The following is a 25,986-nucleotide window of genomic DNA, read 5'->3' as shown; positions in this document are numbered from 1 at the left end:
CGATGCGGGTGGATCCTTTGCAGATCCTTACAAAGCTGGCAGCGGTGCAGAATATCCCGACCCGGCGGGTCACCCCGCCCTTTGAGGGGTTGGAAGAGTTTGACTACGGCCTGCGGCGATCGCTGGACCCCCAGTTCGACTGGCAGGAGTTCGGCCAGCTGCTGCTGGACAGCACCCCTGAAAATACCCTGCTGCTGGTGGAGGGCACCTTTGAGCTGCACTTTGCCCTGTTCCGCATCCCAGATGAAAAAAACACGGTCTTTCTCATTGGACCCTGGACGGTGGGCCCCCGCACCCAGAGCGCCCGCAAATGGGTCAGGCGCTATTTGGGGGAAGCCGGAGAGGCCGCTGTGCAGGAGTACTACAACGGCGTGAAGATCCTGGAGGCCAGTGATTTCTATGGAGCTTTGCGGGTTGTGGTGGATACGATGTTCGGCTGCACTGTCCCGGTGCAGGAGCTGAAGGAATTCCTGCCCTTCCAGTTCCACCCGGATACCCGCTATTTCCACGAGCCGGAGTTCCAGAAGGAGATCCCGGTCACCATGCTGGAGCAGCGGTATGAATCGGAGAACCGCATTCTGGACGCGGTGGCCCGGGGCGATGAGGAAGCCGCCATCGAGGCCATGCACCAGCACTCCCGCTTTACCTATGGCGGCCGGTTCGAGGGGACACTCTACCAGCAGAAGAACAAGATGATTGTGCTGAACACCCTGCTGCGCAAGGCCATTGAGCCCAGCAAGGTGCATCCCTATTATATTGATGCCATTTCCAGCAAGTACAGCCGCATCATTGAGGAAGCCAACGAGGTGCCCAACGAGATGATGTGGCAGATGACGCGGGATTACTGTGCCTATGTCCGCCGCTACTCGCTGAAGGAGTATTCGCCCGCGGTGCAGAAGGTGATGAACTACGTCAACCTGAACGTGGCTGAGCCGCTGACGCTGAAAAGTCTGGCCGCCATGTGCTTCATCAGCCCATCGTACCTGTCGGCATTGTTCAAGCAGGAGACCGGCAGCACCCTGATCGATTATATCAACACCCAGCGCGTCAACCGCGCGGCCCAGCTGCTGGTGCAGAACAACCACACCATTGCCGCCGTGGCCGAGGAAGTGGGCATTCTGGACGTGAATTATTTTACAAAGATCTTCAAAAAGACGCTGGGAGTCACCCCCACCCGCTACCGCCGCGAACACAAAGAAAAGTGAAAAATGAAAAAAATGCCCGGTTTTTCCCGGAAATGTACGTTTTGTGCAAAACTCCCGGGAAAAAACGGGCATTTTCTGTACAGAGAAATTTGTTGCATGAACAGAACGATGTTGTAACCATTTTGAAAGGATTTATGGATTTTTGGCATGGAATTTGGATGTATGTTGCGTTTTTGACTGATTTTGTACTTGATAGCAAAAAGAATGTTGTACACAACAATATCAACTGTGAAGAATGCACAAAGAAATGACCGGAATCTTGTGAACTTGTCCCATTGCGAATGATTTTCCAGACGGTTATAATACAAACAGAAACCATGGAACATACATGTAAGTATATTCCATGAGATGCTGTGATATGCGAATGAAGGAGAACAAGATTATGAAAATGATTTCCCGTCGTGACTTTATGAAGGCTTCTGCTGTTGTGGGTGCTGCCGGCGTTCTGACCGCCTGCGGCGGCTCCTCCAGCTCCACTGCTGCTTCCTCTACCGCCGCTTCCTCTGCAGCTGCTTCTTCTGAGGCTGCAACCGGCAGCGCAAACGTCGGTGTCTGCATCTATCAGTTTGCTGATAACTTTATGACCCTGTACCGCACCGACCTGGAAGAGTACCTGAAGGATAAGGGCTACTCCGTGACCATCGTTGACGGCAAGAACGACCAGAACACCCAGACCGAGCAGATCAACACCTTCCTGCAGCAGGGCGTTGACGTTCTGATCATCAACCCTGTTCAGACCACCTCTGCACAGACCATCGTGGATACCATTTCTCCCTCCGGCACTCCCATCGTCTTCATCAACCGTGAGCCCGAAAAGGCTGTTCTGGATTCCTACGCAGGCAAGTGCTGCTACGTTGGCGCTGACGCACGTCAGTCCGGTACTTACCAGGGCGAGCTGATCCTGGAGACCGAGACCCAGGGCGATATCAACGGCGACGGCAAGATCACCTACATCATGTGCAAGGGCGACCCCGAGAACATCGATGCTCAGTACCGCACCGAGTACTCCATCAAGGCTCTGACCGATGCCGGCAAGGAAGTGGAGTGCCTGTACGAGTACCTGGACAACTGGGACCAGACCACCGCACAGCAGGACGTTGCAAACGCTCTGGCACAGTACGGCGAGAAGATCGAAGTTGTGTTCTGCAACAACGACGCAATGGCTCTGGGCGCTCTGCAGTCCATCGAGCAGGCTGGCCGTACCGTTGGCAAGGACATCTACCTGGTCGGTGTTGACGCACTGAAAGAGGCTGTCCAGAACGTTGTTGACGGCAAGATGACCGGTACCGTTCTGAACGACGACGTGGGCCAGGCTACCGCTGCTGCCGAGGCTACTCAGCTGTTTGTTGAGGGCAAGGACGTTGAGGAGTACTACTGGGTCGACTACGTCAAGGTCACTACCGAGAACGCAGCACAGTACCTCTAATTCCTGTAGCACAAAACTCACGTTTGCAAGGTACGCAGTGAGTCCTATGGCTTGGTAAAAGCTTAAAAGCGCGTGCGTGCGAGATTTCTCTCGGGCGCACGCGCCTTCTTTTAGAAAGGACGCACCGCGCGGCCTGCAAATTGCAAGATAAGGAGGCTCTGCGGAATGTCAGAATACCGTCTGGTAATGAAAGGCGTGGTCAAGACCTTCCCCGGCGTAAAAGCGCTGGACCACGCGCAGTTGGAGCTCCGCCCCGGTAAAGTTATGGCCCTGATGGGCGAAAACGGTGCCGGTAAGTCCACCCTGATGAAGTGCATGTTCGGCATTTACAAGATGGACGAGGGCGAGATCGAATACGAGGGAGAAAAGGTCGTTATTGCGAACCCGTTGGAAGCACTGGGCCGCGGCATTGCCATGGTGCATCAGGAGCTGCAGCCCATCCCGGCCCGTACCGTGGCTGAGAATATCTGGCTGGGCCGCTACCCCACCAAAAAGATTGGCCCCATCACCATTGTGGACCACAGCAAAATGTATGCCGATACCGATGCACTGCTGAAGAAGCTGAAGCTGCAGATCAATTCCCACGCAAAGCTGGGCAGCCTGAGCATTGCCCAGATGCAGATGGTGGAAATTGCAAAGGCTGTTTCCGCAAACTGCAAGGTGCTGATCCTGGACGAGCCCACCTCCTCCCTGACCGCCAATGAAGTGGAATCGCTGTTCCGCATCATGCGCGAGCTGAAGGAGCAGGGCGTTGCACTGGTTTACATCAGCCACAAGATGGATGAGATCAAGGTCATTGCTGACGAAGTGACCATCATGCGTGACGGCCATTACATCGGCAAGTGGGACGTTGCCAACATGACCAAGGAGCAGATCATCGCCAAGATGGTCGGCCGTGAGCTGTCCAATCTGTTCCCGCCGCTGGAGAACCACCCCTCCGAGGAAGTGATGATGAAGGTGGAGGACTTCACCTCCATCCATCCGCGCTCCTTCCGCCATTGCAGCTTTGAGCTGAAAAAGGGCGAGATCCTGGGCGTGGCTGGTCTGGTGGGCGCACAGCGCACCGAGCTGATGGAAGGCATCTTTGGTCTGCGTGCACACACCTCCGGCAGGGTGTGGATCAAGGGCGAAGAGGTCAACATCAAGCAGCCCCGCGATGCCATCCGGAAGAGCGTGGCTCTGCTGACCGAGGATCGCCGCGCAACTGGCATCATGGGTGTGCTGAGCGTGGCCGACAACATCTCCATTGCATCGCTGGACGCTCTGCGCAAGGGCCCCATCATGCTGGATGACAAGAAGATTTTGGATCTGGTGGCGACCAATAAGGAAAAGATGGCCATCAAGGTGCCCAGCCCCAAGACCCAGATCAAAAGCCTGTCCGGCGGCAACCAGCAGAAGGTGCTGATCGCCCGCTGGCTGGCAAATAACCCCGATGTCCTGATCCTGGACGAGCCCACCCGCGGCATCGACGTTGGTGCAAAGTACGAGATCTACTGCATCATTGCCGATCTGGCCAAGCAGGGCAAGAGCATCATTATGATCTCCTCTGAAATGAGCGAGATCATTGGCATGTCCAACCGCGTCATGGTCATGTGCGATGGCCGCGTCACCGGCTTCATCGACGGCAAGGACGCGACCCAGGAGAACATCATGGAGCTGGCTACCCAGTTTGAGACCGCGCCCGAAACGGCAGCGGCCAATCAGTAAACAAGGAGGCTGTCTATTGTGGAAGCTACCAAGAAATTAACGGGTAAATCCGTAAAGAAATGGCTGGGCAACAACGCCATTATCGTTCTGATGCTGCTCGTCTCTCTGTTCGTCGGCATCATCCATCCGAACTTTTTTGCACCTGCAAACCTGATCAACCTGTTCAAGAACGTGTCCATCCGCTACATCATCGCGCTGGGCATCTCCGGCTGTCTGATCACCACCGGCAACGACCTGTCCGCAGGCCGTCTGGCTGGTTTTGCTGCCTGCCTGGCCTGCATCTTTGCGCAGACCGAGGGCGCTGCCGGTAAGTTCTACCCCAACATGCCCACTCTGCCCACCCCTGTGGTGTTCATTCTGGTCATTGCCATCTGCGCCATCGTGGGTCTGTGCAACGGTCTGGTCGTTTCTTACCTGAAGGTCCAGCCCTTTATCGCTACCCTGGGTATGCAGCAGGTCGTCTACGGTATCTGCCTGGTCTACACCGGCGGTACCCCCATCGGCTCCCTGAACAAGAACTTTACCTCTCTGGCCTCCAACACCATCCTGAAGGTCCCCGTGCTGATCTGGATCGCCCTGGTCGTGGCTGTGTGCTTCTGGTTCCTGTACAACAAGACCCGTCACGGCAAGTACATGTACGCCATCGGCGGCAACGAGGCTGCTGCTGAGGTGGCCGGTGTCAACGTTTACGCCACCAAGATCCGCATCTACATCCTGGCCTCCTGCATGTTCGGTCTGGCAGGCTGCCTGCTGGCTGCAAAGTCCGGCGGCGCATCCGTCAACACTGCAATGGGCTATGAGCTGGATGCCATTGCGGCTTCTACCATCGGCGGCGTTTCCACCACCGGCGGTGTCGGCACCGTGCCCGGCATTCTGGTCGGCGTTCTGGTCTTTGAGCTGATGAAGGTCGCTCTGCAGTTTATGAACGTCAACTCCTCTTACACCTATATCGTCCAGGGCCTTGTCATCATCGTGGCTGTGGCCATCGATATCCGTAAGTACCTGGCAAAGAAGTAACCCCTCATTCGCATACAGCAGAAGCCCCCCGCCGGTTCTCCCGGCGGGGGGCTTCTGCTGTTATTTTCCCAGCTGCCGCTGCTGCAGGCGGTACTGGCGGGGTGTCAGCCCCTCCTGCTGCTTGAACAGGCTTCCAAATAGCCCTCCGCGTTTTCTCGCCCACTCTCCGAAAAAAAGTTGGAGAACTTTTTCTTTTTCGTTGAATTGCACGAGAACTTGCCTCCTTGTTTGGCGGTTGCGTTGAATTTATGAACGTTCTTTGAATTTTGATATTTTCCTTCGATTTATTATAACATAGCTCCCGGAAGAGTGGTATACTACAAGCCAGAAACAGTGCTGTTATGTTCGGAAAACAAAGATCGGTGAATGAGGTGTGTCTTATGAGTGTTTACGAAAAAATTTCCGGTTTTGCGGATGAGATCAGCCAGGACTTTGACCAGCAGCTCAAAACTGTGACGGATCTGGGGATGAAGTATATCTGCATCCGCAGCGCCGAGCACAAGGGCATTGCCGATTACACCCCTGAGGAAGTACGCACCGTTCTTCTGCCAAAGTTACAGGCCGCAGGTGTGGGTGTATCCAGCCTGGGTACGGCCATCGGCAAGGTGGAGGTGGACGATGAAGAGGGCTTTGCCAAGCAGCTGGAGCAGCTGGAAACACTCTGCGAAACGGCCAAGCTGCTGGACTGCTCCTTCATCCGGATGTTCAGCTTCCTCATCCCCAAGGATGCCGATGCAGACAGCTATACCGATGTGGTGCTGGATAAGCTGCGTCAGTTTATCCGGATCGCGGAAAAGCATGACATTGTCCTGCTCCATGAGAATGAGAAGGGCATCTACGGAGACACCGGTGCCCGCTGCAAATTGCTGTTCGACCGGCTGGCCTGCCCCCACTTCAAGGCGGCGTTCGATTTTGCCAACTTTGTCCAGTGTGAGCAGGACACCGCGGAGTGCTGGGAACTGCTCCATGACCAGATCACTTATATCCACATCAAGGATGCTCTGCCCGGCTGCCTGCTGAATGTGCCCGCAGGCACCGGCCTTGGCAAGATCCCTGAGCTGCTTCGCCGTGCTTTCTGCGAGGAGGGCTACCACGGCTTCCTGACGCTGGAGCCCCACCTGGCAATGTTTGATTTCTTTGCACCAGGAGCCAAAGGCGGAAAGAGCCAGAAGCTCCAATTTGAGAATAACCCGATCGTCGAGAAGATGAAGTCCGAGATGGCCGAGCCGGGCCGCCCCAAGGACGGAGCAGAAGCTTACGCCACCCAGTATCATGCACTGGTCGAGATCCTGAATCCCATTCTCAATTGATATCCACTCTCCGTTTACCATAAGCTGCCACAGCAGAAGCCCCCCGCCGGGAGAACCGGCGGGGGGCTTCTGCTATTAGCGTGTATTGCAGCGGGAAAGGGGAACACACTCCACTCAGCGGCCCACGATGAGGTCGCGGCGGCAGCGCAGGCCGACCATCAGGAAAGCGCTGTCGCCCAGCTGCCGCAGCACCACCCGCTGGGTGTCGGTCTGGCCCTCACACAGCAGGGAAAGGTTCAGGGTGGTGGAACCCTTCTCCGTGGTGAGCACCAGCGTGGATACGCCCTGCTCCATCAGGGCCTTCATGTCCTGAATGGTGGTGCGGAAGGTGGCGGCGCAGTCCGGCACGTCCAGCGTCAGGACACGGCCCTCCTGCCGGGCGGTGTAAAGGACCTGACGGCCCAGCAGACCCTTGACGGTGTACCGGACTTCGGTGGTCTTTGCCTCGTCAGCGGAGATCAGCATGATGTCGCCCTGAATGGGGTCACCCTCCGGTGCGCCGTAGCCGCCGTAGGCGGGGTCGGTCTCGCCCACGGCAACGTCGCCGCTGTGCAGCGCGATCTCGCCCTGAAGCATTACGCTTTCATCCTGCGGGGGCAGGTAGCCTGCAACAACGGTGTCATCGGCGGCAGCCGCAGCGGCAGGCTCCTCGGCAAATGCGCCGACGCTCATGGGGATGGCAAGGGACAGCACCAGGGCTGCGGCAATGGCCTGACGGCCCAGCATTGTATTCAGAATCTTCATAAGAAATATACCTCCTGTACTATGGACGAAAAACCGCCCGTTCTGTAATGAATACGGAACGGGCGGCTGGTTTATTGCAGGGGGAAGGAAATTTTTATGGAACGTTAAACCCCTCAGTCACGCTCCGCGTGACAGGTCCGGGTTGCGGCACCCAGCATCCACTTCGTGTTGTAAACAACACTTGTGTCTTGCTGGCCGCGGCCCCAACAGCAACGCCCTTTATCCGCCACTGGCGGCGGTTGTTACTGTTGCCCCTAATAGTGGGGCCCTTGGCATAAAGGGGAACTCGCAGGGCTCTACGTAGCGCCAGAGCCGCCCCTACTAGGGGCGGTGGCAATGCGAAGCATTGACGGTGGGGTTTAACCTTCCCGGTTCAGGATTTCCATGAACTCGTCACCGGTGATGGTCTCCTTCTGGTACAGATACTGGGCCAGCTCATCCAGCTTTGCGCGGTTGTCGGTCAGGATCTGCACAGCCTTGGCGTGCTGGGCCTTGACCAGCTCCACCACCTTCTGGTCGATCTCACACTGGGTCTGGGCAGAGCAGGCAAGGGAAGTGTCGCCGCCCAGATACTGGTTGTTGACGGTCTCCAGTGCCACCATGTCAAACTCATCGCTCATGCCGTAGCGGGTCAGCATGGCGCGGGCCAGCTTGGTGGCCTGTTCGATATCATTGGAAGCGCCAGTGGTGATGGAGTGGAACACCACTTCCTCGGCGGCACGTCCGCCGGTGAGGGTGGCGATCTTGTTTTCCAGCTCCTCCTTGTTCATCAGGTAGTGGTTGCCCTCGTCCACCTGCATGGTGTAACCCAGAGCACCCGAGGTGCGGGGGATGATGGTGATCTTCTGCACGGGGGCGGAGTGGGTCTGCTTGGCGGCGACCAGAGCGTGGCCGATCTCATGGTAGGCTACGATGCACTTTTCGTGGTCGGTCAGGATGGAGTTCTTTTTCTGGTAGCCTGCAATGACCACCTCGATGCTCTCCTCCAGGTCAGACTGGGTCACGCTCTTGCGGCCTGCACGGACGGCCCGCAGCGCGGCCTCGTTGACGATGTTGGCCAGCTCGGCACCGGACGCACCGGAGGCCATCCGGGCCACGGTGGTAAAGTCGATGCCCGGGGCCAGCGCGACCTTCTTAGCGTGGACCTTCAGGATCTCCTCGCGGCCCTTGAGGTCGGGCAGCTCCACGGGCACCCGGCGGTCAAAGCGGCCGGGGCGGGTCAAGGCAGGGTCAAGGGATTCGGGACGGTTGGTGGCGGCCAGAATGATGACACCGGTGTTGCCCTCAAAACCGTCCATTTCGGTCAGCAGCTGGTTCAGGGTCTGCTCGCGCTCATCGTTGCCGCCGTACTGGCCGCCGCTGCGCTTTTGGCCAATGGCATCGATCTCGTCGATAAACACGATGCAGGGCGCTTTCTCCTTGGCCTGCTTGAACAGGTCGCGCACCTTGGAGGCACCCATGCCCACGAACATCTCCACGAACTCGGAGCCGGAGATGGAGAAGAAGGGCACGTTGGACTCACCGGCCACAGCCTTGGCCAGCATGGTCTTGCCGGTGCCCGGAGGGCCCACCAGCAGGATGCCCTTGGGCATCTTGGCACCAATGCTCTCATACTTGCTGGGGTCATGCAGATAGTTGACGACTTCCTGTAAGTTTTCCTTGGCCTCGTCCTCGCCGGCCACATCCGCAAAGCGGATGCCTGCCGTGGACTGCACATAGACCTTGGCGTTGGATTTGCCCATGCCGCCAAACATCATGGAGCCCGGGCCGCCGCCGGCCTTTTCCATCAGCTTTTTGTTCATCTGGTTGCCGATGGCCGAGAACAGGATGATGGGCAGGACGAACCAAATCAAAAAGTTCAGCACCGGCGAGGACTGCTCCACGATCTCGCTGGAGAAGGTGGCTCCGGCATCGTACAGCCGCTCGGTCAGGCCGGTGTCGTTCATCAGGCCGGTCTTGTAGACCTGCGTCTCGTCCTTATCGGTAAAGATGATCTGGTTGGATTCAATGTCCACACGGCCGATGTTCTTCTCCTCGGTCATGGTCATAAAGGTGCCGTAGTCTACCTCTTTGATCTGGCGCTCCTCCATCCACGGCAGCAGCACAAGGTTGAGGAGCAGCAGCATCAGCAGCACGAGGGCGTAATAGATCGCCAACGGCTTGCGCGGTGTCTTGACTTCTTTCATAGGATTTCCTCCTCGGTAAACGGCCTCGCCCTCTCAGTCTGCTTCGCAGCCAGCTCTCCCAAAGGGAGAGCCTTTGACAAATCGGTCAGGGGCCTTATTCTTTCGATAAGCTTATCTTAACACAACGAAAATTAACAAAAAAGCTTTTCGAGGGCTTGTTTCCAAAAACTTCCCAGATTCTTAACAAACCCCGAAGCCTGGCGGGAGGAAAGCGGGGGAATGCCCTAAGCAAGTGTCCGCTGGGGTGGGACCCTGTTGCCGCAGGCAATAGGGCGGGTGATGGAATGGCCTGCAACGACAGCGACCGCCGCCAGTGGCGGATGCAGGGAACTGTTGTTGGGGCCGCGGCCAGCAAGACGCAAGCGTAAGCGATGCGAATGCTGGGAGCCGCAACCCGATTTCACTTGCGTGGGCATCCCCCGCTTTCCCAGCGCTCTACGATTCGATGCAGAAAGCGCAAAATTTGGAAAATTGTGCCGCCCATGATGTGAATTTGTTTCATTTTTGATATGAGCCAAACTTCTTGACAGCAAATCCGGTGTTTGGTACAATAAGCTCACTTTGAAACACAAAGACCAAATGCGTTGACGGGGAAAAAACGATCTTCTTCTGCTTCAGAGAGCTGCCGGGTGGTGCAAGGCAGTGCGGAGGGTTTCGGCTACTGGCCCCTGAGCGGCAGAGCTGAACGGAGAGTAGGCTCTGACGGATGCCCACCGTTACCGGGGCAGCGATTCGCCGCCAAAAGCTGATCGTGTGAGTGGCTGGTTTTCCAGCAAAGAGAGTGGTACCACGGGTGCTCTGTTAGAAAAATGACAGGCCCTCGTCTCTCAAGGCTTATCGCCTTGGAGACGAGGGCCTTTTCGTATGTAACTCCTTCAGTCAGATCCTTACGGATCTGCCAGCTCCCTCGGGGAGGGAGCCTCTGGCGAAGCGGGAAACTTTACCGTACTGCCAAGGGCCCCATCTCAGAGGGGGCTGTCACCGTAGGTGACTGGGGGAGTTGGGCAGGAAGAAACCTCAAAAGTGTAATTTGTTTAGGAGGACACGCAAAATGATGGACGCAACCAAGTACGCACCGGGATATTACCCTGTCCCTGCCGGGTATGACAGCTGGGTGAAGAAGGATCACATTGAAAAGGCCCCGGCCTGGTGCAGTGTGGATCTGCGCGACGGCAATCAGGCTCTGATCGTGCCCATGAGCCTGGAGGAAAAGCTGGAGTTCTTCCAGATGCTGGTGAAGATCGGCTTCAAGGAGATCGAGGTGGGTTTCCCCGCCGCCAGCGATACCGAGTACGAGTTCCTGCGTACCCTGATCGAGAAAAACATGATCCCGGAGGATGTGACCGTGCAGGTACTGACCCAGTGTCGCGACCACATCATCCGCAAGACCTTCGAGGCCGTCAAGGGTGCCCCCCGCGCGGTCATCCACTTCTACAACTCCACCTCCGTGGCCCAGCGCGAGCAGGTGTTCCACAAGAGCAGGGAAGAGATCAAGAAGATCGCCACCGACGGCGCAAAGCTGGTCAAACAGCTGAGCCAGGAGTACGAGGGCAACTTCCTGTTTGAGTACAGCCCCGAGAGCTTTACCGGCACCGAGGTGGACTATGCTGTGGAGGTCTGCAACGCAGTGCTGGATATCATGCAGCCCACCCCTGACCGCCCCATGATCATCAACCTGCCGGTGACCGTGGAGATGAGTATGCCCCATGTCTACGCCAACCAGATCGAGTATTGCGACAAGCACCTCAAGTACCGTGACAGCGTGATCATCTCCACCCATCCCCACAACGACCGCGGCACCGGTGTTGCCTGCGCTGAAATGGCCGTTCTGGCCGGAGCCCAGCGCGTGGAGTGCTGCCTGTTCGGCAACGGTGAGCGCACCGGCAATGTGGATGCCGTGACTCTGGCCATGAATCTGTACAGCCACGGCGTAGACCCCAGACTGGACTTTTCCGATATGCCCGAGATCTGCGCTACCTACGAGCGCGTGACCCGGATGCACATCTACGAGCGCACCCCCTACGCCGGTCAGCTGGTGTTTGCAGCCTTCTCGGGCAGCCATCAGGATGCCATTGCAAAGGGCATGGCCTACCGCAAGGAGCGGGGCGAGCACCGCTGGACCTGCCCCTACATCCCCATCGACCCCCACGATATCGGCCGCACCTATGATGCCGATGTCATCCGTATCAACAGCCAGAGCGGCAAGGGCGGCATCGGCTTTGTGCTGGAGCAGAACTACGGCTATAATCTGCCCCCCAAGATGCGCGAGGTGCTGGGCTACAAGGTCAAGAGCGTGTCCGACCACAGCCACAAGGAGCTGAGTGCAGGCGAGGTGCTCCGCATCTTCGAGGAGAGCTTCCTCAACCGCGAAAAGCCCCTCCGTGTGGTGGAGGCCCACTTTGCACAGGTCAACGGCATTACCGCCACGGTCACCCTGGACCTGAACGGTCAGCGCAAGGTGGTCACTTCTGTGGGCAATGGTCGTCTGGATGCTGTGGCCAACGCCATCCAGAGCGCCACCGGGATGGATTTCCATCTGGAAAGCTACTCGGAGCACAGCCTGGACGAGGGCAGCACCTCCCGCGCGGCTTCCTATGTGGGCCTTGCCTGGGGCGATGGCAGCATGACCTGGGGTGCCGGCACCGACACCGATATCATCGTTGCCGGCATCAAGGCGCTGGTTTCGGCAATTAACAGTAAGTAAAAATCGAACTCCCTCAGTCACCTGCGGTGACAGCTCCCTCTAAGAGGGAGCCTGTTGCGTAACGGAAAGGCAAAGAGGCCCCCTCCTAGAGGGGGCTGTCGCGTAAGCGACTGGGGGAGTTATAGAAGATAAAAGGAGAGTATCACCATGGGAATGACTCTGACGCAGAAAATTCTGGCCGCACATGCGGGTTTGCCGGAGGTCAAGGCAGGCCAGCTCATCAATGCCAAGCTCGATATCGTGCTGGGCAACGATATCACCACCCCGGTCGCCATCAACGAGTTTGAGAAGGCAGGCTTTGACGGCGTGTTCGACAAGGAGCACATTGCTATCGTGCTGGATCACTTCGTCCCCAATAAGGACATCAAGAGCGCAACCCAGTCCAAGCAGTGCCGCGAGTTTGCCAACAAATATGATATCCTCAACTTCTACGATGTGGGTCAGATGGGTGTTGAGCACGCCCTCCTGCCCGAAAAAGGCATCGTGACCGCCGGTGACTGCATCATCGGTGCCGACAGCCACACCTGCACCTACGGTGCACTGGGCGCATTCTCCACCGGTGTGGGCTCCACCGATATGGCCGCCGGTATGGCCACCGGAATGGCATGGTTCAAGGTGCCCTCTGCCATCAAGTTTGTGCTCAAGGGCAAGTTCAGCCCTCGCGTATCCGGCAAGGACCTGATCCTGCACATCATCGGCATGATCGGTGTGGACGGCGCACTGTACAAGTCCATGGAATTCACCGGCCCGGGCGTGGCTTCCCTGACCATGGAGGATCGCCTCTGCGTCTGCAATATGGCCATTGAAGCCGGTGCCAAGAACGGCATCTTCCCTGTGGACGAGGTCACCAGAGCGTATCTGAACGGCCGCAGCCAGCGCACTCCGGTCTACTACGAGGCTGACCCGGATGCCGAATACGAAAAGACCATCGAGATCGACCTGGACAAGCTGGAGCCCACGGTCAGCTACCCTCATCTGCCGGAGAACACCCATCCCGCCAGCGAGGGAAAGGACATCCGGATCGATCAGGTGGTCATCGGCAGCTGCACCAATGGCCGTCTGGAGGATATGGAGGCCGCTTACAACATCCTCAAGGGCAAGCACATCGCCAAGGGCGTGCGGGGCATCATTATCCCGGCCACCATGGCGGTTTATAAGGAGTGCATCCTGCGCGGTTGGACCGAGGCCTTTATTGATGCGGGCTGCATCGTGTCCACCCCCACCTGCGGTCCCTGCCTGGGCGGCTACATGGGCATCCTGGCCGAGGGGGAGCGCTGTGTCTCCACCACCAACCGCAACTTTGTGGGCCGCATGGGCCATGTCAAGAGTGAAGTCTATCTGGCAAGCCCGGCCACTGCCGCTGCCAGCGCCCTGACCGGCTATATCACCGACCCCCGCACGGTCTGATCGAAAAGGAGAAACAACGATGAACGCAAAAGGTTCTGTTTTCAAATACCCGGATAACGTGGATACCGATGTCATCATTCCGGCCCGCCACCTGAACACCCAGGACCCCAAGGAGCTGGCCAGCCACTGCATGGAGGACATCGACAAGGACTTTGTCCGGAACGTCAGGGACGGCGATGTCATGGTGGGCGGCTGGAACTTCGGCTGCGGATCCTCCCGTGAGCACGCCCCTGTGGCCATCAAGGCCGCGGGCATCTCGGTGGTCATTGCCAAGAGCTTTGCCCGCATCTTCTACCGCAACAGCATCAACATCGGCCTGCCCATCATGGAGTGCCCCGAGGCTGTGGATGCCATCAGCGCAGGGGATACCGTCAGCGTGGATTTTACTACCGGCCTCATCACCGATGAGACCACCGGCAAGACCTTCCAGGCGGAACCCTTCCCGCCGTTTATCCAGAAGATCATTGCCGACGGTGGCCTGATGAAGTCGCTGACCAAGAAATAAACCCCACCGTCAATGCTGACGCATTGCCACCGCCCCTAGTAGGGGCGGCTCTGGCGTTGCGGAAAGCTCTGCGAGTTCCCCTTTATGCCAAGGGCTCCCCATACTAGGGGAGCTGTCGCGCAAGCGACTGAGGGGTTTGGGTAAGAAGCTGTTGAGGAGAATTTAGAACTATGGAAAAAAATATTGCTGTCATCTGGGGCGACTGCTCCAGCCCCGAGATCGTGAAACAGACCATCCGGGTGCTTGATAAGGTGGCTGAAAAGTACGGCCACACCTTCCACTATACCGATGCCGCCATGGGCGGCGAAGCCATTGACAAGTACGGAGACCCGCTGCCTCAGCACGAGCTGGACAAGTGCCTTGCTGCGGACAGCGTCCTGCTGGGTGCCGTGGGCGGCCCCAAGTGGGAGGGCCTGCCCGGTGAGCAGCGCCCGGAAAAGGGCCTGCTGCGCCTGCGCGCGGGCATGGGCCTGTACTCCAACAACCGCCCCGCCAAGATCTGGCCCCAGCTGGCCCCGGCCAGCCCCCTGAAGCCTGAGATCGTGGCACAGGGTATTGACTTCATCATCGTGCGGGAGCTGATCGGAGGCGTGTATTTCGGCAAGCACGAGACCCACACCCTCGAGAACGGCGAGAAGCAGGCCATCGACTCCATGCCTTACTCTGAGCACGAGATCGAGCGCATCGGCCGCATCGGCTTCGAGACCGCCCAGAAACGCCGCAAAAAGCTCTGCTGTGTGGATAAGGCCAACGTGCTGGACACCAGCCGCCTGTGGCGCAGTGTGATGCACCGCCTGCAGGCCGAGTACCCGGACGTGGAGTACAGCGAGATGTTCGTGGACAACTGCGCCATGCAGATTGTAAAGAATCCCGCGCAGTTCGATGTCATCGTCACCGAGAATATGTTCGGCGATATCCTCTCCGATGAGGCTTCCATGATCACCGGCTCCATCGGCATGATCCCGTCCTCCTCTCTGGGCGATGGCACCCGGGGCCTGTACGAGCCCATTCACGGCTCGGCCCCCGACATTGCGGGCAGGGATATCGTCAACCCCACCGCCTGCATCCTCTCTGCCGCCATGATGCTGCGCTACTCCTTTGGCATGGCTGAGGAAGCCGATGCCATTGAGAATGCTGTGAACAAGGTGCTGGACAAGGGCCTGCGCACGGCAGACAACATGAGCGAAGGCTGCACCTGCCTGGGCTGCACCGCTATGGGTGATGCGATTTTGGCCGAGATCTGATCTGAAATGAATAGCCCTCTCTGTCAGCGTGAACGCGCTGCCACCTCTCCCGAAGGGGGAGCTGGCAAGGCCTGCGGCCTTGACGGAGAGGGCATTTTCGTTCTCCCAAAAACAAAAATGCAAACTTTTTGCAAATTCCTCTTGCAATTTGCATCCGAAGCGTGTATAATCTCCCTTGCACGAAAATGCAAATTGATTGCAATTTACTGCAATAAAGCACATTACAGTTGTTTTTGGAGTATCAAATGGAATTGTTTCTGGATGTTCTGGGCGAATCTCTGGTGGACACCGCCAAGATGCTGCCCTTCCTGTTTTTGGCCTATCTGTTCATTGAATATGTGGAGAACCGCCACGGCGAGCGCATCGAAGCCATTCTGGCGGGGGGCGGACGCTGGGGCTCTGTTCCGGCGGCACTGCTGGGCTGTGTGCCCCAGTGTGGTTTCTCTGCCATTGCGTCCAATTTCTATGCGTCCCGGGTCATCAGCCTGGGCACGTTGATGGCCGTGTTCCTCGCCACCAGTGATGAAGCGGTTCCGCTGCTGGTCTCCATGCCTGCCTACTGGGATAAGCTGGTGCTGCTCATGGTCATCAAGGTGCTCTACGCCATTGCGGTGGGCCTGGTGCTGGACTTTGTCCTGCGGGGCGTTCTGCCCAGGAGCCTGCGAGGCGGCTATACCGGCAGCGTCGATGAGATCGACTGCCACGAGGAGCACAGCGATGAGGAGGGCAAGCCCGCCCCCATCTGGAAAGCCGCCCTTCGCCACACGCTGGAGATCTTCGTGTTCATCTTTGTGTTCAGTCTGGTGTTCGGCCTCATTGTGGAGGGCGTGGGTGAGGATGTCTTTGCCGACGCTCTGGGCCGGATGGGCTTCTTCCAGCCGGTGGTGGCCGCACTGGTGGGGCTGATCCCCAACTGTGCCGCCAGCGTCCTGCTGACCCAGCTCTATGTGGAGGGAGCCCTCCGCTTTTCCAGTCTGGTGGCAGGTCTGTGCACCGGCGCGGGCGTGGGCCTGGCCGTTCTCTGGCGGGCAAACCCCTCCTGGAAGCAGAACCTCTTTATCACCGGCCTGACCTGGGCTGCCGGTGCGGCTGTGGGTGTTGGGATCCAGATCGTGGTAGCCATTTTCGGTTAAAGTAAAATATTCAGTCAAAACGCCGTTTCGGGATATCCCGGAGCGGCGTTTTGTGTTATACTAGACACTATCAAAACGATAAAATGGCTCACCCTCTCCGTCATCGCTTGCGCGATGCCACCTCCCCCAAAGTGGGAGGTCTTGACAGTCTTTGGGAAGTTTCCGATTATGTCAAAAGCTCTCCCTTTGGGAGAGCTGGACGCGAAGCGGCCTGAGAGGGTGAGGATGCTGAAATAGGAGAAACGATGCAATACAAACTTCTGGCAAGCGATTTCGACAATACCCTTGTTCCCTTTGGTGAGCCCTGCCCCCGCCCGGCGGTGGTCAAGGCCGTGAAAAAGATGCAGGCCGCAGGCGGCAAATTTGTGCTGAGCACCGGCCGCGGCTACTGCGTGATCAACAAGCAGCAGCTGGGCGGCATCCGGTTCGACTACGCCATCACCAACAACGGAGCCTGCGTGGTGGACAGGGACGGCGCGATCATCGCCGAGCACCCGATGACCAATGAGGAAATGTACGCACTGGTGGATTTCTGCGAGGATTACAACTACCCCCTGCAGTTCAATTTCCGGGATGGCTACTATGCCTACTGCGAATACGAGAGCCTCCGGGATTTCTACGCCCAGCTGAGCGGCAGCGGCCTGACCTGCAAGGACGGCGAGGATCAGGACCGCCATCTCATCGATATGCCCCATGCCGCCTTTGCCTGCCTGCCCGATGAGGCGCTGGAGGCGTTCAACCGGAAGTACGGCCACCTGAACCTCCGTTTTATGATGGTGGGTGCTGTGCGGGAGGGCAGCTGGCACTGCTATGATATCGTCCGGGAGGGCATTGATAAGGGGGTGGGTCTGGCTGACCTGTGTGAAACCGTGGGTCTGACGCTGGCCGATGCTGTTTCGGCGGGCGATTCCGCCAATGATGTGGGGATGCTGAAGGCGGCGGGACTGGGCTGCTGCATGGCCAACGGCTCGGACGATGCCAAGGAAGCCGCAGACCGCATCATCGGGGATGTGCGGGAGGACGGCCTTGCCGCCCTCATTGAGGAGCTGTGGTTCAACGGCCCCCGTGCGGAGCCCTCGGGCCATGAACTTGGCTCCCCCTGGGGCCAGATGGAAGCCGCGGAGGAAAAGCAGTGAGCTTTGCACCGGTCTACAACGAGCACAGCCGGGCGCTGATCCTGGGCACCTGGCCCAGCCCCAAGAGCCGGGAAATGTCCTTCTACTATGGCCACCCGCAAAACCGCTTTTGGCCCATGCTGGCGGCCCTGACCGGGGAGCCTGTGCCTGCCCGGGAGGACATCGAAGCGAAAAAGCAGATCATCTTGCGCCACGGGCTGGCCCTGTGGGATACGCTGGAAAGCTGTACCATCACCGGCGCGTCGGATGCGTCCATCCGGGACGTGGTGCCCAATGATATTGCAGATCTGCTGGCAAAAGCGCCCATTGAGGCTGTTTTTTGCAACGGGGCTACGGCATATAAGATCTATACAAAATATCTCGAGCCGGTCAGCGGCATCCCGGCGGTCAGGCTGCCCAGCACCAGCCCCGCCAATGCCGCCTGCAGGCCGGAAAAATTACGGGAGATCTGGAAGAAGGAATTGGCGAACTGGATTCTGCCTTGAATGGCGCGCGGACTTACCCGATCTGCCAGGGGCTCCCCTATGAGGGGAGCTGGCGCGCAAGCGCCTGAGAGGTTTGACTTTTCGATTTCAAACCTGTAAATAATTCGTGAAACGCTTGCGCCCCGCTGGAAAAGGATTTATTATGGAAGATACAGGGGGCGCAGCTCCCGGAAAAGGAGGAACCCATGAGCAAGATCATTCGCACCCGGAAGCCCAGTGTCCTGCCGTACTACGCGGCGGCGCTGGCATTTGTGGTGCTGTGCGCTGTGCTTCCGGTCTATCGGCTGTGGGCACTGCTGGCGGCGCTGGGCGCGGCTGTGCTGGCCTTTGCCGGGGCCAAAAAGATCTGCCCGCCCCGGGTGGTGGAAACGGAAGTGCCTTTCCATACCGGTGTGGACGATGTGGATGCCATGCTGACCGAGATGCAGCAGCAGCTGGACACCCTCCATGCCCTGAACGAAGCCCTGCCGGACCCGCAGCTCTCCGCCGCCATGGCCCGGATGGAAAAGGCGGGCCGCTCCATTGTGGAAACGGTGGAAGCCACCCCCGCCAAGGCAAAGCAGGTGCGGCGGTTTGCCAATTACTATCTGCCCGATGCCGTGAACGTGCTGCAGCAGTACGCCAAGCTGGCAAAGCAGGGGGTGCGGGGCGAGAATGCCGCCTCCATCCGCGCGGAGGTGGAGCACAACGCAGCCTCCATTGCCACGGCATTTGAAAATCAGCTGGATGCCCTGTATGCTGCCGAGAGCATGGACCTCTCGGCAGACCTGACCGTTTTGCAGAATATGCTGAAAGGGCAGGGATTGTAACAACCCTCTCAGTCAAAGCCTGACGGCTTTGCCAGCTCCCCCGAAGGGGGAGCCCTTGGCAAACCGGTTAGAAAATAGCGCACGCCGATAGGCGGCAGGCGCTGTCGTAATTGGAAAGGATGGAATCAACAATGGCTGACAACAACACTCTGAACTTCGATCTCGATGCTCCTGCAGTGCCCACCCTGACGCTGGACCCCACCCCGGAGGCAGCTGAGGAGAAAAAGCCTGAGCCCGCCCCGGCGGCCCAGCAGCCGGAGGTACAGCTGACCCCTGAGGAGCAGGCAATGGTGGATTCCTTTGCGGAAAAGATCGATATCACCAACAGCCAGCAGGTGCTGCAGTATGGCTCCGCCTGCCAGAAGAAGATCGGCGATTTCTCCGAGGCTGCTCTGGCCAAGGTGTCCACCAAGGATCTGGGCGAGGTGGGCGATATGATCACCAACCTCATCGGGGAGCTGAAGAGCTTTGATGCCAATGAGGAGCAGCAGAAGGGCATTCTGGGCTTCTTCAAAAAGAAGGGCAATGAGCTGGACAACCTGAAGACCAAGTACAACAAGGCCGAGACCAACGTGGAGAACATCCAGTCCATGCTGGAGGGCCATCAGGTCCAGCTGCTGAAAGACATCGCCATGCTGGATAAGATGTATGAGCTGAACATGGCCTACTTCAAGGAGCTGAGCATGTATATCCTGGCCGGCAAGAAAAAGCTGGCCGAGGTTCGTGCAAACGAGCTGCAGCAGGCCATGGACAAGGCCAAGCAGTCCGGCCTGCCCGAGGATGCTCAGGCCGCCCGCGACCTGGCAGACCAGTGCGAGCGCTTTGAGAAAAAGTTGTACGATCTGGAGCTGACCCGGAACATCAGCCTGCAGATGGGCCCCCAGATCCGCCTGCTGCAGAACAACAACACCATGATGGCTGAGAAGATCCAGTCCACCATCGTCAACACCATCCCGCTGTGGAAGAACCAGATGGTGCTGGCGCTGGGTCTGGCCCACACCCAGAAGGCCATGCAGGCCGAGCGTGCCGTGACTGACATGACCAACGACCTGCTCAAGAAGAACGCCGATGCCCTCAAGATGGGCACCATCGAGACCGCCAAGGAGAGCCAGCGCGGCGTGGTGGATATCGAGACCCTGCAGCAGACCAACAAGAGCCTGATCGAGACCCTGGACGAGCTGAACAAGATCCAGACCGAGGGCCGCGCAAAGCGTGTGGCTGCCGAGCAGGAGCTGACCCGCATCGAGGACGAGCTGAAACAAAAGATGATGGAGATCCGGAGCTGAAATGGCAAACGCTGATTTTTCCAGAGAACAGAATCAAACGCCCGGCGGCTTTGACAGCGGCAGCTACCGCGAGGCAAAGCGCCCGGACACCGAGGCAGTGCGCCTGACCCCCTTGCAGCAGAAGCTGGCCGGGCTGGAAAAGGCGCTGCCCGCCGCACTGGCAAAGCAGGGCACAGCCCTTGTGCTGAGCGTGGTGGTGATGCTGGCGGCGTTCGTGGGCTTTGGCGGTGCCAAGGTCAGGGGGAAGTATAACGAAACCCGCCAGTGGTTCACCACCGGCGTTCCGGCCGACAACGGTTATGCCCTGAGCGAGGAGCTGACCACCCGTGCCAACACGGCGGCAAATATCATCACCACCGGTGCAAACACGCTGGGGGCTGACAGCGCCGAGGTGCAGGCTGCACAGGCTGCGCTGGATGATTTCTCTGCCTGCCTGGAAGCAGTGCAGAACGGCAGTAAAAAGCAGTCCCTGACCTCGCTGCCCTATTATCAGGGCAGTACCATGCACGCCCTCTATCAGGCCAATGAGGCTTTGGGCACTGTGATCGACCAGCTCTATGCAAAAATGCAGGAGCAGGCCGCTGACCCCATGAAGATGGGGGCAGTGCAGGGCCAGTACGGCCAGTTCAACAGCGCAGGCACCATCATTGGTAATCTGCAGTACAATGATGCAGTGTATGAGTATCAGAATGATGTCGGCGGCTTCCCGGCCAGTATGCTGGGCAGGCTGTTCGGCGTACAGGAGGTGGAACCCTTCACATGAAAACGATGAAACGATTTGCCGCCCGCATCTGCGCCCTGTTCGTGGTGCTGACCGTCAGCCTGACGGCTCTGGTGCCCGCCGCCTTTGCGGCCACCAAGGCCCAGCTGCCCGATCTGCCCAGCAGTCAGTGCGTGGTGGATGATGCCAACATCCTGAGCAGCAGCACCAAAACGGCCATTGAGAACCTGAATGCACAGCTCACCCAGCAGTGCGAGGGTGCACAGATCGGCGTATTGACTGTGGATTATACGGGAAGTTTATCCACGGAGGATTACGCCGTGCAGGCCGCCAACACCTGGGGGCTGGGCAGCTCCAGCAAAAACAACGGTGTGCTGATCCTGCTGGTCATGCAATCCCAGCAGTACGCCGATGGCGACTATTACCTTGCCACCGGTGACGGCTTCCGCAATACCATGCTGGAAAAGCAGGCCAGCGCCATTGCCCAGACCATGGAGGATTCCTTCGCAGCGGGCGATTATGACGCGGCTGTGACCACCTGTGCCAATAATGTGGCCAGCACCATTGCCGATCTCTACGGTGTGACCCTGAGCGGGACCACCGGCACGGTCAGTAACGGCAATACGGATGGTTATAACAACGGAAATGATTACTATGAGGCCCCGGCAGCATCCTATCAATCGCCCTTCCTCACCCTTCTGGCAGTGGTGATCGTGGTGTTTGCCCTGACCTCCATCTTCGGCGGCATCCGGCGCGGCTTTGGCGGCGGCGGGTTTGGCCCCTTCTTCGGTTTCGGGCTGGGCTACGGCCTGGGCAGCAGACGGCGGCGCAGACCTCCGTATGACGATTGGGGCCCCGGCGGCCCCCGTGGTCCGCGCGGGCCCAGACCGCCCCGCGGCGGGCCGCGTCCTCCCCGTGGGGGCGGCGGCTTCGGCGGTGGTTCTTTTGGCGGCGGTATGGGCGGCGGACGCTCCGGCGGCAGCTTTGGCGGGGGCGGCAGCTTCCACGCAGGCGGCGGCTCCTTCCATGGCGGCGGCGGTGGCCGCGGGCGGTAATATCTGAGTAAACAAAAAAGTGGGCGGTTCGTGTGAACCGTCCACTTTTTGTTGATTCAGATTTACTTCGTACCGTAGATGCGGTCGCCGGCATCGCCCAGGCCGGGAACGATGTAGCCGTTCTCGTTCAGGTGGTCGTCCTTAGCGCCCAGGTAGATGTCAACATCGGGGTGAGCCTTGTGCAGGGCCTCAATGCCTTCCGGAGCAGCGATCAGACCGATGAACTTGATGCGCTTTGCGCCGTGCTTCTTGATCTGGGTAATGGCATCAATGGCGCTGCCGCCGGTTGCCAGCATGGGGTCCAGAACCAGAACGTCACGCTCGGCGATATCCTGGGGCAGCTTGCAGAAGTATTCCACGGGCTGCAGGGTCTCCTCGTTGCGGTACAGGCCGATGAAGCCGACCTTTGCAGCGGGCAGCAGGGTCAGCATACCGTCCAGCATACCCATGCCTGCACGCAGGATGGGCACCAGAGCCAGCTTGCGGCCTGCCAGCACCTTGGTCTTTGCCATGGTGATGGGGGTCTCGATCTCGACCTCCTCCATGGGCAGGTCACGGGTGGCCTCGTAGCACAGCAGGGTTGCGATCTCGCCGACCAGATCACGGAACTCCTTGGTACCGGTCTGCTTGTTGCGCAGGATGCTCAGCTTGTGCTGCAGCAGGGGATGCTCAACGATCATAGGGGTCATAAATACACGCTCCTTTTTATGTTTATCGGGTTTCGATTGCCATCAGTTTTGCAATGCGCTTTTCGTGGCGGCCGCCCTCAAACGGGGTGTTCAGGAACAGATCCACCAGCTGGCAGGCAAGGCCGGGGCCGACAACGCGGCCGCCCATGCACAGGGCGTTGGCATCGTTGTGGCGGCGGGTGTACTCGCAGCTGAAGCTGTCGGAGCAGCAGCAGGCGCGGATGCCCTTGACCTTGTTGGCGGCCATGCTGATGCCGACACCGGTGCCGCAGAACAGCAGGGCTTTGTCGCACTGGCCGCTGACCACAGCGTCACAGGCAGGCAGTGCCATATCGGGGTAATCCACGCTGGCAGTGCTGTGGGTGCCAAAGTCGATATACTCCAGCCCCAGCTCGTCCAGGTGAGCCTTGACGGCTTCCTTCAGTTCAAAACCGCCATGATCGGCGGCAAGCGCAATGGGTTTTGCCATGAGAAATTTCAATCCTTTCCGTTTTCCGTATCGTTGTTCCGGGCAGCGGCCTCGGCAGCAAGGCGCTCGGCGCGTTCCCGCTCGGCCTGGCTCAGGCGGTGATAATCCGGCAGCAGGGCCTCGGGCAGAACGGCTTCGCCCCGCTGGGCCATCTGCTTGGCCACCAGTGCCACGGCAGCGGCCCGGCCGCCCCGCAGCTCCGGCGGAACAGTGAGCACGCCCGGAACATTGCTGTATTTATTATAGCACAGAGATGCGCCATCACCAACAAAAAACAGGGGCTTTTTGCAATTTTCTACAAATTGGGCAAGGTCAGCCACAGCCCGGGCATCGTCATCCAGCAGGCGGGTGTGGGTGGCCAGGTCAAAAGCGGCGCTGTACACCTGGGCACGGCGGGCATCCAGTGCGCAGAGCACGGTGCCTTCGCCGGTGTGGGCAGCGGCCAGCGCTTCCAGTGTGGAGACCGGAGCGCAGAGGGTCTCGCGGGGGAAAGCCAGCCCCTTGACGGCGGCCAGCCCGATGCGCAGGCCGGTAAAGCTGCCGGGGCCTGCGTTCACACCGAACAGGTCGATGTCTGCACAGGTCAGGCCGCACAGCTTCAGGCAGTGATCCACCAGCGGCATCAGGGTCTCGCTGTGGGTCATGCCGCCGTCCAGATAGCACTCGTACTTCAGGCGGTCGTCCTGCAGCAGGGCCACGCCCAGCGTCTTTCCGGCGGTGTCTACGGCTAAGATATTCATACGCTGACCCCCTCGATGGTGATGCGGCGGGTGGTGTCATCCACCCGGTCGATGTTGATGTAGATCGGGTCTTCCGGGGCCAGCAGGTCGGCGAAGTTTTCGCTCCACTCAGCGGCCACAATGGCACCCTGATCCAGATAATCGTAGAAACCGGCGGCGCACAGGTCGTTCTCGGTGGAAATGCGGTAGAGGTCGAAGTGGGCCAGCGGGCGGGGGCCGCGGTAGTAGTTGACGATGGCAAAGGTGGGGCTGCTGACCGGGTCGGTGCAGCCCAGCCCCTCGGCCAGGCCCTCACAAAAGGCGGTCTTGCCCGCGCCCAGACCGCCGGTGAAGGCAATCAAGGCCCCGTCCGGCAGCACTGCCGCCAGCTTCCGGCCCAGCGCAACGGTCTCTTCTCTGGAATGTGTAATATATTCAGCCATACAATGCTCCTTCATCTTGAAGCTTGAACTTTCCCGTTTTGCCAGCTGTCTGCGAAGCAGACTGAGAGGTAAATCAAAAGGGATGACAGAAACTTCTGCCATCCCCCAGTATAATATAAATCGAGCAAAAGTGCAACGCTCAAGCGGCCTGCTGTACTTCCTGTGGGACAGGTGCCGCGTTCGGTTCGATCAGCCGGACCCCAACATCGCCGAACAGCAGCGGGTAAGCTGCCGCCGCATGGGGGCGCTTGCCGCCCTGCGCGTTGTACCAGACCAGATCATCCGCGCCATAGGTATCCATGGAGTGCTGAACGGATTCCTGCAGGGTCTGGCCCAGGATCAGGTGATTGACGGTATCCCACAGCATACTGCGGGAATACACGGTGTAGACGTTGTTCACATAGCCTGCCACTGCTTTGGCACCACCGGCCAGCAGGGCATCGGCCATGGAGGTATCCAGACTGCCGCTCACGCCAAGGAACTCACAGGTCTCGGAGAGCACTACGGTGTCCTTGAGCTGGCCGCCCCGGTATGCCGCCCGGAAAAAGCTGGGCGTGATGCAGTACAGGCCGTTGATCTTGATGACCCGGTGGGTCAGCAGATCAATGCCGTAGTAGAGGTCTTTGTAGAAATCCGATTCCTCTGTCAGCAGGATGACCGGCTCGGTACGGGTCTGCTTGAACAGAAAACCGGAGGTGTAGGTGTAGTAGGAGCCGTGGGCGCTGAGGATGCACAGCCCGTAATCGTTCATCCGTTTCAGGTCAGAGACGGTGACTGTGGTATCGATGCGGGTGTGCAGGCCCATCGCCGTCCAGAAGCCCTTCATATAGGAGTAGTACGGGTAGCGGGAGCTGTTCACGGTGTTGTCAAAGGCGTAGTAGATCATGGCGCTGCCCAGATCACCCTGCGGGGCGTTGGACATTTCGTGCAGATCCACAGCGGGCAGTTCGGAAGGGGCGAAGGGAGTATTCTCTTCGTCCGGGTCCTCCACCAGAACGCCGCCCAGCGCACCGCAGCTGTACGCAAAGCTGACCATGCCGTTTTCTTTGTCCACATGGAGAGAGCGCGCCGAAACAAGCCCTTCCTCGGCCAGCTGCTGCAGCTGTGCCACGGCGGCATCCAGCCGCTGGGCACGGGTCATCTCAGCGTAAGCGTCGCTGCCGGTCAGGGCGGTCACGGCGCTGTCGGCCTGCTGCATCTCCTGAGCATCGGCAGTGGTCAGCGTGGTCTGGGCCACGGTGTCGGCTGTCTGTGCGGCAAAAGCAGAAGCAGGGAAGAGCGCGGAAATAAAAACAGTCAGTGCGCAGAGCGCGCACAGAAAGCGATGAGAGTTTGTTTTCATCTTGGAAGTTCCTCCGGAAAAATCCTGCCGAAAAAGCAGGTCTCCAGCTTCCATTTTAGAAGGTGGAGGGGGCTTTGTCAAGGCTGCGGCAAATATTTTGCAGAGTTGTCACAGGATGAAAAGATCTGTGGAAAAAACTTCCGCAATCTTGCGCAAAAAAGGGCGGTGCGGTATACTTATATTACATAATGGAGCAGTATACGCCCTCTCTGGCATTGCGGACGAGCGAAGCAGACCTGAGCGG

The 25,986-nt window shown here is 58.7% G+C and carries 24 protein-coding genes and 1 other annotated feature; of the genes, 16 read left to right on the top strand and 8 right to left on the bottom strand.

Annotated elements, in window-relative coordinates; translation table 11 throughout:
* The first annotated feature begins 2 nt into the window (after positions 1-2).
* The 4 genes from GXM22_RS11545 to GXM22_RS11530 all read left to right on the top strand — a co-directional run bounded on the left by GXM22_RS11545 (position 3) and on the right by GXM22_RS11530 (position 5,355).
* The gene (locus GXM22_RS11545) at positions 3-1,205 is read left to right on the top strand and encodes an AraC family transcriptional regulator (RefSeq protein WP_035393717.1); all 1,203 of its coding nucleotides are present in this window, start codon (positions 3-5) and stop codon (positions 1,203-1,205) included.
* Between the two features lie 382 nt (positions 1,206-1,587).
* Positions 1,588-2,631, top strand: a complete 1,044-nt coding sequence (locus GXM22_RS11540) for a substrate-binding domain-containing protein (RefSeq protein ID WP_099357292.1) — start codon at positions 1,588-1,590, stop codon at positions 2,629-2,631.
* 165 nt (positions 2,632-2,796) lie between these two features.
* Complete coding sequence (locus tag GXM22_RS11535) at positions 2,797-4,338, top strand: sugar ABC transporter ATP-binding protein (RefSeq protein ID WP_005931574.1); 1,542 nt, start codon at positions 2,797-2,799, stop codon at positions 4,336-4,338.
* Between the two features lie 18 nt (positions 4,339-4,356).
* Entirely contained in the window at positions 4,357-5,355 is a 999-nt protein-coding gene (locus GXM22_RS11530; RefSeq protein ID WP_005931572.1) for an ABC transporter permease subunit, read from the top strand.
* 60 nt (positions 5,356-5,415) lie between these two features.
* Here GXM22_RS11530 and GXM22_RS11525 read toward each other — a convergent pair whose 3' ends face one another.
* Positions 5,416-5,565, bottom strand: coding sequence for a hypothetical protein (locus tag GXM22_RS11525; protein ID WP_005931570.1), 150 nt, complete (start codon positions 5,563-5,565; stop codon positions 5,416-5,418).
* Between the two features lie 170 nt (positions 5,566-5,735).
* On the opposite strand from GXM22_RS11525, the gene GXM22_RS11520 reads away from it, so the two are divergent.
* Positions 5,736-6,665: a sugar phosphate isomerase/epimerase family protein gene (locus GXM22_RS11520; RefSeq protein WP_035393714.1), complete on the top strand. Its 930-nt coding sequence runs from the start codon at positions 5,736-5,738 to the stop codon at positions 6,663-6,665.
* Between the two features lie 114 nt (positions 6,666-6,779).
* Here GXM22_RS11520 and GXM22_RS11515 read toward each other — a convergent pair whose 3' ends face one another.
* Both GXM22_RS11515 and ftsH read right to left on the bottom strand, forming a co-directional pair.
* Positions 6,780-7,409 carry a hypothetical protein gene (locus GXM22_RS11515; RefSeq protein ID WP_005931565.1) on the bottom strand — a complete coding sequence of 210 codons (630 nt, stop codon included), beginning with the start codon at positions 7,407-7,409 and terminating at the stop codon, positions 6,780-6,782.
* Positions 7,410-7,768: 359 nt separating this feature from the next.
* Entirely contained in the window at positions 7,769-9,595 is a 1,827-nt protein-coding gene (gene ftsH / locus GXM22_RS11510; RefSeq protein WP_005931562.1) for an ATP-dependent zinc metalloprotease FtsH, read from the bottom strand.
* Between the two features lie 575 nt (positions 9,596-10,170).
* Positions 10,171-10,426, top strand: a binding site (T-box leader).
* A gap of 220 nt (positions 10,427-10,646) precedes the next feature.
* On the opposite strand from ftsH, the gene GXM22_RS11505 reads away from it, so the two are divergent.
* The 11 genes from GXM22_RS11505 (at position 10,647) to GXM22_RS11455 (ending at position 22,080) form a co-directional block, all read left to right on the top strand.
* Entirely contained in the window at positions 10,647-12,299 is a 1,653-nt protein-coding gene (locus GXM22_RS11505; RefSeq protein ID WP_005931556.1) for a 2-isopropylmalate synthase, read from the top strand.
* 147 nt (positions 12,300-12,446) lie between these two features.
* Positions 12,447-13,706 (top strand): 3-isopropylmalate dehydratase large subunit, encoded by a 1,260-nt coding sequence (gene leuC / locus GXM22_RS11500; RefSeq protein WP_005931551.1) that lies wholly within the window; start codon positions 12,447-12,449, stop codon positions 13,704-13,706.
* A gap of 19 nt (positions 13,707-13,725) precedes the next feature.
* A complete protein-coding gene (gene leuD, locus GXM22_RS11495; RefSeq protein ID WP_005931549.1) occupies positions 13,726-14,211 on the top strand; it encodes a 3-isopropylmalate dehydratase small subunit in 486 nt (161 codons plus the stop codon).
* Positions 14,212-14,381: 170 nt separating this feature from the next.
* Positions 14,382-15,455, top strand: coding sequence for a 3-isopropylmalate dehydrogenase (leuB, locus tag GXM22_RS11490; protein ID WP_005931546.1), 1,074 nt, complete (start codon positions 14,382-14,384; stop codon positions 15,453-15,455).
* A 245-nt stretch (positions 15,456-15,700) separates the two neighbouring features.
* Positions 15,701-16,588 carry a putative manganese transporter gene (locus GXM22_RS11485; RefSeq protein ID WP_005931543.1) on the top strand — a complete coding sequence of 296 codons (888 nt, stop codon included), beginning with the start codon at positions 15,701-15,703 and terminating at the stop codon, positions 16,586-16,588.
* A 245-nt stretch (positions 16,589-16,833) separates the two neighbouring features.
* Positions 16,834-17,724: a Cof-type HAD-IIB family hydrolase gene (locus tag GXM22_RS11480; protein WP_097770458.1), complete on the top strand. Its 891-nt coding sequence runs from the start codon at positions 16,834-16,836 to the stop codon at positions 17,722-17,724.
* Positions 17,721-18,209 carry a DNA-deoxyinosine glycosylase gene (locus GXM22_RS11475; protein ID WP_005931535.1) on the top strand — a complete coding sequence of 163 codons (489 nt, stop codon included), beginning with the start codon at positions 17,721-17,723 and terminating at the stop codon, positions 18,207-18,209. Before GXM22_RS11480 ends, GXM22_RS11475 begins: the two co-directional genes overlap by 4 nt.
* A 185-nt stretch (positions 18,210-18,394) precedes the next feature.
* Positions 18,395-19,018, top strand: coding sequence for a 5-bromo-4-chloroindolyl phosphate hydrolysis family protein (locus GXM22_RS11470; RefSeq protein ID WP_005931529.1), 624 nt, complete (start codon positions 18,395-18,397; stop codon positions 19,016-19,018).
* Between the two features lie 131 nt (positions 19,019-19,149).
* Positions 19,150-20,304, top strand: a complete 1,155-nt coding sequence (locus GXM22_RS11465; protein ID WP_005931526.1) for a toxic anion resistance protein — start codon at positions 19,150-19,152, stop codon at positions 20,302-20,304.
* Position 20,305: 1 nt separating this feature from the next.
* Positions 20,306-21,067: a hypothetical protein gene (locus GXM22_RS11460; protein ID WP_005931522.1), complete on the top strand. Its 762-nt coding sequence runs from the start codon at positions 20,306-20,308 to the stop codon at positions 21,065-21,067.
* Positions 21,064-22,080 (top strand): TPM domain-containing protein, encoded by a 1,017-nt coding sequence (locus GXM22_RS11455; protein WP_099357293.1) that lies wholly within the window; start codon positions 21,064-21,066, stop codon positions 22,078-22,080. The genes GXM22_RS11460 and GXM22_RS11455 overlap by 4 nt, the downstream gene beginning before the upstream one ends.
* Before the next feature lie 62 nt (positions 22,081-22,142).
* On the opposite strand, the gene upp is transcribed toward GXM22_RS11455, so the two are convergent.
* The 5 genes from upp to GXM22_RS11430 form a co-directional block, all read right to left on the bottom strand.
* Positions 22,143-22,769, bottom strand: coding sequence for a uracil phosphoribosyltransferase (upp, locus tag GXM22_RS11450; RefSeq protein ID WP_035393712.1), 627 nt, complete (start codon positions 22,767-22,769; stop codon positions 22,143-22,145).
* Positions 22,770-22,791: 22 nt separating this feature from the next.
* On the bottom strand, positions 22,792-23,238 hold the full coding sequence (rpiB, locus tag GXM22_RS11445) for a ribose 5-phosphate isomerase B (protein WP_005931511.1): 447 nt from the start codon (positions 23,236-23,238) through the stop codon (positions 22,792-22,794).
* Positions 23,239-23,246: 8 nt separating this feature from the next.
* Positions 23,247-23,978: a tRNA (adenosine(37)-N6)-threonylcarbamoyltransferase complex dimerization subunit type 1 TsaB gene (gene tsaB / locus GXM22_RS11440; RefSeq protein WP_005931509.1), complete on the bottom strand. Its 732-nt coding sequence runs from the start codon at positions 23,976-23,978 to the stop codon at positions 23,247-23,249.
* A complete protein-coding gene (gene tsaE, locus GXM22_RS11435) occupies positions 23,975-24,400 on the bottom strand; it encodes a tRNA (adenosine(37)-N6)-threonylcarbamoyltransferase complex ATPase subunit type 1 TsaE (protein ID WP_035393710.1) in 426 nt (141 codons plus the stop codon). The genes tsaB and tsaE overlap by 4 nt, the downstream gene beginning before the upstream one ends.
* Positions 24,401-24,539: 139 nt before the next feature.
* Positions 24,540-25,742, bottom strand: a complete 1,203-nt coding sequence (locus GXM22_RS11430) for a hypothetical protein (protein ID WP_050762776.1) — start codon at positions 25,740-25,742, stop codon at positions 24,540-24,542.
* Positions 25,743-25,986: the final 244 nt, after the last annotated feature.

It is taken from the genome of Faecalibacterium duncaniae, from assembly GCF_010509575.1.
Taxonomy (GTDB): domain Bacteria; phylum Bacillota; class Clostridia; order Oscillospirales; family Ruminococcaceae; genus Faecalibacterium; species Faecalibacterium duncaniae.
The sequence above is the reverse complement of the archived record's forward strand: the minus strand, read 5'-3'. Positions and strand labels throughout refer to the sequence as shown.